Source organism: Microbacterium sp. ISL-103, from assembly GCF_018613995.1.
GTDB lineage: Bacteria > Actinomycetota > Actinomycetes > Actinomycetales > Microbacteriaceae > Microbacterium.
The window spans coordinates 1-8790 of sequence record NZ_JAGGPD010000449.1 but is presented as its reverse complement, the minus strand read 5'-3'; the positions used below and the strand labels follow the sequence as shown (position 1 = coordinate 8790).

Sequence of the window (8790 nt, the reverse complement as noted above, 5' to 3'; positions counted from 1 at the left end):
CGACGCTCTTCCGAGCTGAGGCGCGCATGCTCCTCTCGCGCCTCGAGCCGCTCCTCGTCGACGACGCGGCCGCGCCCACCGCGGCCTGGGTCGAGAGCATCGATGTGCTCGACGGGCGATGCGAGTACCGGATGCGCGACGCACTTCACGACGAGGGCGTCGCAGTCGGCGTGCGCGATGACCCCGATCACGTCGGCGTCGTCCTGATCGAAGGCGCGGCCGCCGCGCTCCAGTTCGCGCGCTGTCTGCGCGAGGACACCGCCCATCTTCCGGTGGCGCTCGAGCGCGGTCGCATCACGATCGGACCGCTCGTCGTGCCGGGAGAATCTCCCTGCCTGACCTGCCGCGATCAGCACCAGCGAGATGCCGACGACGCCTGGCCGAGGATGCACGCGCAGCTGATCGGGCGCGCCGCAGGCCCGGTGAGCGCCGCCAGCATCGCAGACGCGGCGACTCTCGTCGCACGGCTCCTGTCGGAGACCGCGTCACCGGGTTCGTTCGTCGAGGTCAGTGGCGACGGTCGGCGCGAGTGGCGTTCGCTGACGTTTCACGAAGAATGCCGGTGCCGCGAGCGGTCGTTCCAATCTCCGCGAGGAACCTCGACGGCGCCCGCTCCCCTCGCCCCGCGGAACGAGACCACGACAGCGAGAGAGTACGCGCGGCGCGCGTGACGCCGACGTAAGCCAGCCGTCGCTCCTCGTCGATCGCCTCGAAGCCGGTGGCGTACGAGATCGGAAGCGCACCCTCAGCCCATCCCGCGAGGTGCACATGGGGCCATTCGAGGCCTTTGGCCGCGTGCAGGGTCGACAGGGTCACGGTGCGCATCGTGGGTTCGTGCTGATCCTTCGCCCGTGCCATCAGTGTGTCGCTGAAGCTGCGCAGCGTCTCGTCGGGCGCCGCCTCCTCGGCCAGACGGAGGATCGCCCTCCGCGCCTCCCACCCGTCGCGTTGAGCGCCGCCGGCCTCGGGCGGATCCTCCGTCAATCCGAGCTCGCGGAGCACGCGCTGGACGCCGGGAAGGAACCCCTGCTCGGTGGGCGCCACCGCGGCAGCACGAAGCGCGAGGATCGCCTGGCGCACCTCGGGCATCGCGAAGAATCTCGTGCCACCCAGCACCGACGTGGCGATGCCCTCGGGGGCGAGCGCCTGCTGCAGCACGGCCGACTGCGCATGAGCGCGATACAGCAGCGCGATGTCGGCCGGTGAGGCACCGGCCTCGATGCGCGCCGAGACCGCCGCCGCGATGCCCTCGGCTTCGTCGCGTTCGCTGTCGTATGCCGTGACCGTGGGGGCCTCGGCATTGAACGTCTCCCGAGCGGGCACGAGCTCCAGTGCACCGGCACGGCCGTGCATGAGGGCGTTGGCCGCTTCGAGGATCGGGGCCTGGGAACGGTAGTTGGTCTCCAGCCGCACCACCGTCGCGTCGGGATGGCGGCGCTCGAACTCCAGCAGGAAGCGCTGCTCGGCGCCGGCGAACGAGTAGATGGTCTGGCTGGCGTCACCGACCACGCAGATGTCCTTGCGGTCGCCGAGCCAGAGCTCGAGCAGTCGGTTCTGCAGCGGAGAGACGTCTTGGAACTCGTCGACGGTGAAGTGCCGGTACTGCTCATGAACCGAGGCCGCTACCCGCGGCTCGGCCTCCAGCATGCCCGCGCAGGCGAGCAGGACGTCTTCGAAGTCGAGCTGGTGCCGCTCGTCCTTCAGCGCCTCGTACCGCTGCTGCAGCTCGGCGAGCTGAGTCGAGTCGATGCCGCTCACCGTTCGTCCGAGTTCGGCATGCTTCTCGACCGAGAGCATCGACACCTTGCGCCATTCGATCTCCGAGGCGATGTCGCGCAGCGTCGCGGTGCTCGGACGAAGGCGCATCGCATCGGCCGCCTGGCCCAGCATCCGGACCTTGTTGTCGATGATGGACGGCGCCGGGGACCCGGCGAGGGTGGGCCAGAAGAAGTTGAGCTGAGCGAGTGCCGCTGCGTGGAACGTGCGCGCGGCGACGCCCTCGACTCCGAGTGCCCGCAGGCGTCCTCTGAGCTCTCCCGCGGCCTTCGCCGTGAAAGTCACCGCCATGACGCGTGAGGGCGAATATGCCCCGGTGTCGACGCCGTGAGCGATGCGGTGGGTGATGACGCGCGTCTTGCCCGTGCCGGCGCCGGCGAGCACGGCGACCGGCCCGCGCAGCACGGATGCCGCTTCCCGCTGCCTGTCGTCGAGGGCTTCGAGCGCGCTCACGCGCGCTCCTCGAACCACGAGACGATGAGGGCACGCGCGATCGACGAAGGTCCGGGCAGTCCTACCGGCCCTTCGCCCGCGAGAGCAGTGCCGATCTCGTCGCGGGTGAACCAGCGGGCATCGATGATCTCCTCGCCGTCCGGTCGCACGTCGTTCTCGTCGAGGACGACCGCACGGAAGCCGAGCATCAGCGAACGAGGGAAGGGCCACGGCTGCGAAGACACATAGCGCAGCGATGCCAGGCGCACACCCGACTCCTCTTCGAGCTCACGATGCACAGTCGACTCGAGAGACTCGCCAGCCTCGGTGAAGCCGGCGAAGCAGGAGTACATGCGGCCTCCCCAGTTCGCGTTGGCGCCCAGAAGCAGGCGTTCGCCGTCGGCACTCTCGACCGCGACGATGACTGCGGGGTCGGTGCGGGGGAAGTGCTCGCGGCCGCACACGAGACAGCGCCTCGACCACCCCGCCTGGCGCAGCTCGGTGCCGCCGCCGCACGCCGGGCAGAAGGGGGCGTCACGCAGCCACCCGCCGAGCGCGAGCGCTTCGATGAGCAACTCCGTGTCGTCAGAGCCCAGCCGCGCACCGAGGTCGCGCAGGCCGAGCCAGGTCTCGTCGGGAGCGGTGTCGACGCTGTCTGCCTCGGGCTGCAGCACCGCGAGCAGCACGGCCGCACCATGCGCGTCGCGGCCGAGCAGTGCCCAGGTCGCCTCGACGATCTCAGAAGGCGGCACCCGCAGGAGCGCGACGGAGTCCAGATCGCCACCGGCGATGCGGACCCGTCCGTCGCGGACGGCGATCACCTGTGTCGTGGACTCGGCCCGCAGCCGATCGATGACGCCCGGTTCGGTGCGCAGGTCTGCCGCTCGGTCGAGGGACGTGCTCATAACGGTCATCGACTCCCTCTCTCACGGGCGTGGCGGAAGCAGGACCACCCCCGCGCCCGCCTACCCTGGGGGTATGGGACGCTCTCCTTTCACTCTAGCCGCGGCGGTGACTGCCGCACTGCCCGGCGCGGAGGTGACCGGAGCCCGCACGCTCACCGCCGACGGAGACGGTCGCTTCGACTCCGCCGTGGCATCGCTTGCCGACGGACGCGAACTCGCGATCCGAGTCGCGGACGATGACGAATCCGCTCGCGAGCTCGCCGCTGAGGCGCTCGCACTGCGTGCTCTGACGGCAGGAGCCCGGGCGATGCTGCCGTTCCAGGCACCCGAATACATCGGAGAGACGCGTCTGGCCGATGCCCGCGCGCTGGTGACCGAGCTGCTGCCCGGATTCCAGATCGAGGCACCGCTCGTACCCGCCGGGCGTGGCGCGGCAGAGTCGATGGGCGCAGCCATCGCCGCCGTGCACACTCTTCCCGTCTCCGTGGTCCGCGGAGCCGGTCTGACCACGCGGTCCGCTCAGGAGAGCCGAGATGAACTCGCGAGGCTCGTCGACGCGGCCGCATCGACCGGGCGGGTCCCCGCACGCCTCACGGTCCGGTGGCGCGACGCCGTCGCCGACGACGAACTGTGGCGTTTCGAGTCCACCGTCGTGCTGGGCGGAGTGCAGGCGACGTCCTTCCTCTTCCACGACGACCCCGAGCGCGGTCCGGAGGTCACGGGGATCGTCGGCTGGCACTCTCTGGCGGTCGGAGACCCCGCCATCGACCTCTCCTGGCTGTCCACCGCCCCGGACGCCGCAGGCGACGTCCACGCCGCGTATGCGCGAGCCGCCGACCGCGTACCCGATCCCGCCCTCGAGATCAGGGCGAGGCTGCTCGCCGAGCTCGAGTTCGCCCGATGGCTGGTGCACGGCGACTCCCTGCGCCGACCGGACATCGTCGACGACGCCGCTTCTCTGCTCGAGGCTCTCGCCGAGGGACTGCACAACGACGACCTCGGCGTGATCGCGTCTCGCAGCGCCGGAGTCGATTCGGCGATGGACGCCCTCGACCGGGTACCCGTGGATGCGGCGTCTGACGTCGACACCTCGATGCAGACCGACGCGTACAACCCGAACGAACTGTGGCATGACGATGACAGCACGAGCGATGTCTCGGATGCCGCAGCGGATGCATCGCGCCGCCTGGAGGTGGGCGGCCTCGAGACGGAGGACCTCTCATCTGTCCGCGGCCCGGTCTCTGAGTCGCCGGATGCGCCGGAGCGGACTGCCGAGGATCGCAGGCGTTCAGACGTCCCGACGCGACCTGACGGCACCGACGACGATTCGCCGGAGGACGAGGCTCAGCGAGCCGCTCGGGCAGCGCTCCAGCGCTGGAAGAGCTCCGACTCGGTGTAGACCCGATCGCCGCGGATGATGAGATCGTCGGCGACGTAGTACAGCGCGACGTCGATGTCCTCGAGCGGAACCGCGAACCGGCGGTGGTATGCGAGGCGGTACAGCGCGAGCTGCAGCATCCGTTCCTCGCGCTCCTTCGCGGTGCGAGGAGCCTTGCCGGTCTTCCAGTCGACGATCTCGATACGGCCACCTCGGTCTTCCCTGCGGTAGACCGCGTCGAGCTTGCAGACGACGATGTGCCCGTCTGCCTCGCCCGGACTCACGCTGCCCCCGAGAGCGAAGTCGATCTCGATCTCTACCGCGATCGGTTTCAGCCCGCCCCACTCGCTGCGCTCGAAGATCTTCTGCAGGGTGTCGAGGTCCGCAGCGTCAGCCTGAGAGACCTCTTCTGCCCCGACTCCCGCCCCGAGCCCGGGCGCGGACGCGGGGTCGTCCTCATCGATCTCCCACAGGGCCTCGTCGACGCGGTGTCCGACGCCGACCATCTCACTGCGCCGCTCGACCCACGCATGGAACAGCGTGCCCAGCCGAGTCTGACGATACGGACGCTCGGGCATCGGCCGGACGATGGATGACAGCGTTCCGCCGAAGTCCGTGACGTAGTCCTTGAACCGCGAGGCGGGCACGCGCGTGGGTGGCGGCGCATCTGTGCCCCGGAGTCGCGCTGCGCGCTCGGCGAGGAGACGCGTCAACTCCGCAGTGGCGACCGGATCATGCTCGGCCGCAGCCCTCACCGCGGATGCGGCAGACTCGACGACTCCCCGACGTGCCCCGAGCGGATCGATCGGCCAGGAGAGTGTCGCGCCGGGGCCGTCGTAGGGGTTGATCTCAGGGTCCACCTCGTCGACGGCCCGGGCGCCGATCGCCTCTATCGCCTCGAGCAGGTAGGGGCTCGGTGCCTTCGGCTGCTTCTGGCCCGCCCAGTGCGCCCCGGTGAGGAGCAGATCGGTGCGCGCCCTGGTGACCGCGACATAAGCAAGGCGTCGCTCCTCCTCCTGCTGATACTCGCGGTACGAGTCCTTGAACACGGTGAGCGCGCCCGGCGCGGTCTTGCTTCTGCTGGTGAGAGACGCGATGCCTGCTTTCAGACGCTTCGCGGGATCAAGTTCCTCGTCGACGGGCTCGATCCACTCGAACGTCGGCAGCGCCGCGGTGTCGCCGCGCAACGCGAACGGCAGCACTCCGAAGCCGAACCAGCCCGCCGTGTCGGTCGGGCGCGACGGCAGTTCCCCCTCGACCATCCGCACCACGGCGACCGCATCCCACTCGAGTCCCTTGGACCCGTGGATCGTCAGGAGCTGCACGACTCCCGGCTCGGGCGGCTCAGGGCGAGGCACCAGCTCATCCGTGCTCTCGGCTTTGTCGAGCCACGCGAGGAGACTCGAGATGGTGCCTCGCTCGTCGGCCGCGAGGAACGTCCGCACCTCGTCGGTGAACGCCCGCAGCTGAGTGGCGGCGATACGCGCGGGGCCCCTCGTCTCATTCGCAGCCAGCTCGATGTCGAGGCGCAGCTCCATCTCGATGAGTCTCAGCATGTCGGGGAGCGGCAGCGACGACGAGCGACGGAGGCGCTCCAGCATCTCCCCCGCCGCACGTATGCGAGCTCGCCCCTCGGGCGTGATCCTCGTCAGAAGGCGGTAATCGTCGCTCAGACCCCGGAGCACATCGACGGCATCGATGATCGACAGCGCCTCGTCGGCGCCACGTGACGCACGGATGCGCTGCCGGAGCGCATCATCCAACGGCAGCAGTCCGCTGTCGCGCCGCGAGAGTTCGGCGGCGAGCTCCTGCAGAGCGGCCATATCGGCGACGCCCACCGAGAAGCGCGGACCCACGAGCAGCCTGATCAGCGCAGAACCTGCTGTCGGATCGTGCAGCACCCGAAGCGTCGAGACGACGTCGACGACCTCGGGCGTCGCCAGGAGACCGCCCAGCCCCAGGATCCGGTGCGGGATGCCCCGTGCTGCGAGGGCCGCGGCGAACGTCTGCATGTGGCGCTTCGACCGGAACAGCACCGCCCCGGTGTGCGGTTTCGCGGCGTCGTCGTGTGCCGCTCGGCGCGCAGCGAACCATTCGGCGACCTCGCGTGCCTCGTCGTCGACCGTGAGAGGGAAGCGGATCTCGACCGCGCCCTCGCCCGCTCCAGGACGTGCTTCGAGCGGGGGGACGTCCAGCCCCGGTCGCCGCAGCGGGCCGAGGACCCGGTTGGCGATGCCGAGGATGCTCCGGTCGTTTCGCCAACTCGTCATCAGGCTGTAGTTGCCGACCGTCGCGCTCTCCGAGAACGTGCGCGCAAAGGCATGCAGGTTGTCTGCGCTGGCGCCACGCCATCCGTAGATCGACTGGTGCGGGTCCCCGACCGCCATCACGGCCGAGTCTCGGAAGAGACGTGCGAGGAACTGCGTCTGGATCACCGAGGTGTCCTGGTACTCGTCCAGCAGCACCACACGGTGCTGCTGCCGCAGCTCGTCGCGCACATCCGGTGACGACTCGACGATGTCGAAGGCGCCGCTGACCTGGTCGGCGAAGTCGAGCACGCCGCGTCGTTCCTTCGCGGCGATGTACTCGCGAACCAGCACCGACAGCGCCGGAAGAGCACGCAGATTCGCCGTCACCGTCGCGATCTCCGCATTGCTCCGGTACGGGTCGAACGCATCGGCCTGACGCAGCGCGATCCGATCCGCGCGGTCGAGGTCTGCCCTGTGGTCGAGAGAATCGCCGGCCAGTCGCTGGACCGCGTCGACCACACCGGCCACCGATCGGTCGATCTCCTCGAGCTCGGGCAGATCGGCACGCAGCACGACGTCACGTGCCAGCATCCACGACGCCGCCTGGCTGAGCATCGCGACGTCGGAATCGCGGCCGATGCGCGCCGCGTGCTCGCGCACGATCCCGTCGGCGAACGCGTTGTACGTCGACACCTTCGGACGGATCAGCAGGTCTTCGACCGGGAGAGGGGTCGCGTCTGGGGCGGTGCCGTAGCGCGCGGCGAGGTCGTCGAGCACCTGCGATCGGATTACCTCCCGCTGCCTGGCGTTCGCGGCCTTCGACACGCGTTCGAGGGCGCCGCTCGCCACGATCTCGGGCAGGTGCGGCAGCAGTCCTCTCCTGCCGTACTCGTCGATGAGCGCGAGCCTCACTCCGATCCGCTCCGCCAGCTCACCCGCAGCCTTGCGTGTGAACGTCAGACCGAGGATCTCATCGCGCCGCACGTGCCCGTTCGCCACGAGCCAGACGACGCGGCCGGACATCGTCTCGGTCTTGCCGCTCCCGGCTCCTGCGACGACGAGCGCCGGCGCGGGAGGAGACTCGATCACGCGCTGCTGCGCCTCGGTGGGCGCCGGGAGTCCGAGCGCGGCCGCGACGTCGAGCGCCGAGATGCCGTGCCCCGCTCCGATCCACGCGGTCACGCGCTCACCGCTGCGACGGTGTGGATACGGCACGGCTGCACACGCCACTGCGTGTCGGCGCAGTGCGCCTCGACGTGGGCGGTGAAGCTCGACGCCGACATGCCTCGAGCGGCCTCCGCGATCCTCCCGAGGAAGTGCACGCGCTCATCGCCTGCGAGCGTGTGCTGGTGCGCGACGCGGAAGTCGCTGCCTGCCAGCGTCTTGGCCACCAGGACCAGCCGCGCTCCGGCGAGCGCCGCCGGATCTGCTCCGGCGATGAGCCCCTCCTGCACTGCCACCTGATATGCCGCGAGCTGAGCGTGGTCCGCCACCTTCTGCTCGCTCTCCGGCTCGTACTTGCCCGTCTTCAGATCGACGACCACGACGCGCTCTCCGCCCTGCGAATCGACCATGCGCGTCCATTTCTTCCCTCGGGCCTTCGCGTGCTCTCCGCCGCCGGGGGCGTACGCCTCGACCCTGTCGATGAAACCGTGCACGAGCGCGTGGTGGGGGTGGGGGTCTCCCTCGACGCTCGCCGCGTGCACGGCCGGTGAGACGTCGGCCTCTTCGGGAATCTCGACGGCGAATCGGAACTCGACCTCGCCGGCGATCACACGGCCCCCGTCTGCGGCGACATCCGAGAGGTAACTGTGCAGTCGGTCGATGTAGAGATCCGCCCGACGGCGCTCCTTCCGGCCGATCCAGGCTGTCTCGAAGTCGAGCTCGGGCCAGTGCTCGGCGAGCACATCGCGCAGTCGGTCCAGTTCGCCGTCGGGCACCTGCTCCATCGCCTCGTGGATGATCGTGCCGATACCCGCCGAGGGCGGCATCACCGTGTCGCCTCCCAACGCGGACACCGCCCAATTCAGCTCGCACTCCTCGAACGACT

At 69.7% G+C, this 8790-nt stretch carries 6 protein-coding genes; 1 reads left to right on the top strand and 5 read right to left on the bottom strand.

Going from position 1 to position 8790, the window contains the following annotated elements:
* From J7E68_RS15585 to nudC, 3 genes are all read right to left on the bottom strand, one after another.
* On the bottom strand, positions 1-392 hold a 392-nt coding region (locus J7E68_RS15585; protein WP_215174104.1), incomplete at its 3' end, for a hypothetical protein.
* 115 nt (positions 393-507) lie between these two features.
* Positions 508-2229, bottom strand: coding sequence for an ATP-dependent helicase (locus tag J7E68_RS15580; protein ID WP_215174103.1), 1722 nt, complete (start codon positions 2227-2229; stop codon positions 508-510).
* Complete coding sequence (gene nudC, locus J7E68_RS15575) at positions 2226-3122, bottom strand: NAD(+) diphosphatase (RefSeq protein ID WP_215174102.1); 897 nt, start codon at positions 3120-3122, stop codon at positions 2226-2228. Before nudC ends, J7E68_RS15580 begins: the two co-directional genes overlap by 4 nt.
* Before the next feature lie 64 nt (positions 3123-3186).
* Between nudC and J7E68_RS15570 the strand changes: the two genes are divergently transcribed.
* Positions 3187-4512, top strand: a complete 1326-nt coding sequence (locus tag J7E68_RS15570; protein WP_251049054.1) for a phosphotransferase — start codon at positions 3187-3189, stop codon at positions 4510-4512.
* Here the strand turns inward: J7E68_RS15570 and J7E68_RS15565 are convergent.
* Positions 4458-7922: an ATP-dependent DNA helicase gene (locus tag J7E68_RS15565; RefSeq protein WP_311417138.1), complete on the bottom strand. Its 3465-nt coding sequence runs from the start codon at positions 7920-7922 to the stop codon at positions 4458-4460. The genes J7E68_RS15570 and J7E68_RS15565 overlap by 55 nt on opposite strands.
* A partial coding sequence (locus J7E68_RS15560; protein ID WP_215174101.1) for a PD-(D/E)XK nuclease family protein occupies positions 7919-8790 on the bottom strand: 872 nt, incomplete at its 5' end. The genes J7E68_RS15565 and J7E68_RS15560, both read right to left, overlap by 4 nt.

Coding starts and splice junctions, on each gene's coding strand:
- nudC (WP_215174102.1), bottom strand. CDS start 3,122: ATGACCGTTATGAGCACGTCCCTCGACCGAGCGGCAGACCTGCGCACC.
- J7E68_RS15570 (WP_251049054.1), top strand. CDS start 3,187: ATGGGACGCTCTCCTTTCACTCTAGCCGCGGCGGTGACTGCCGCACTG.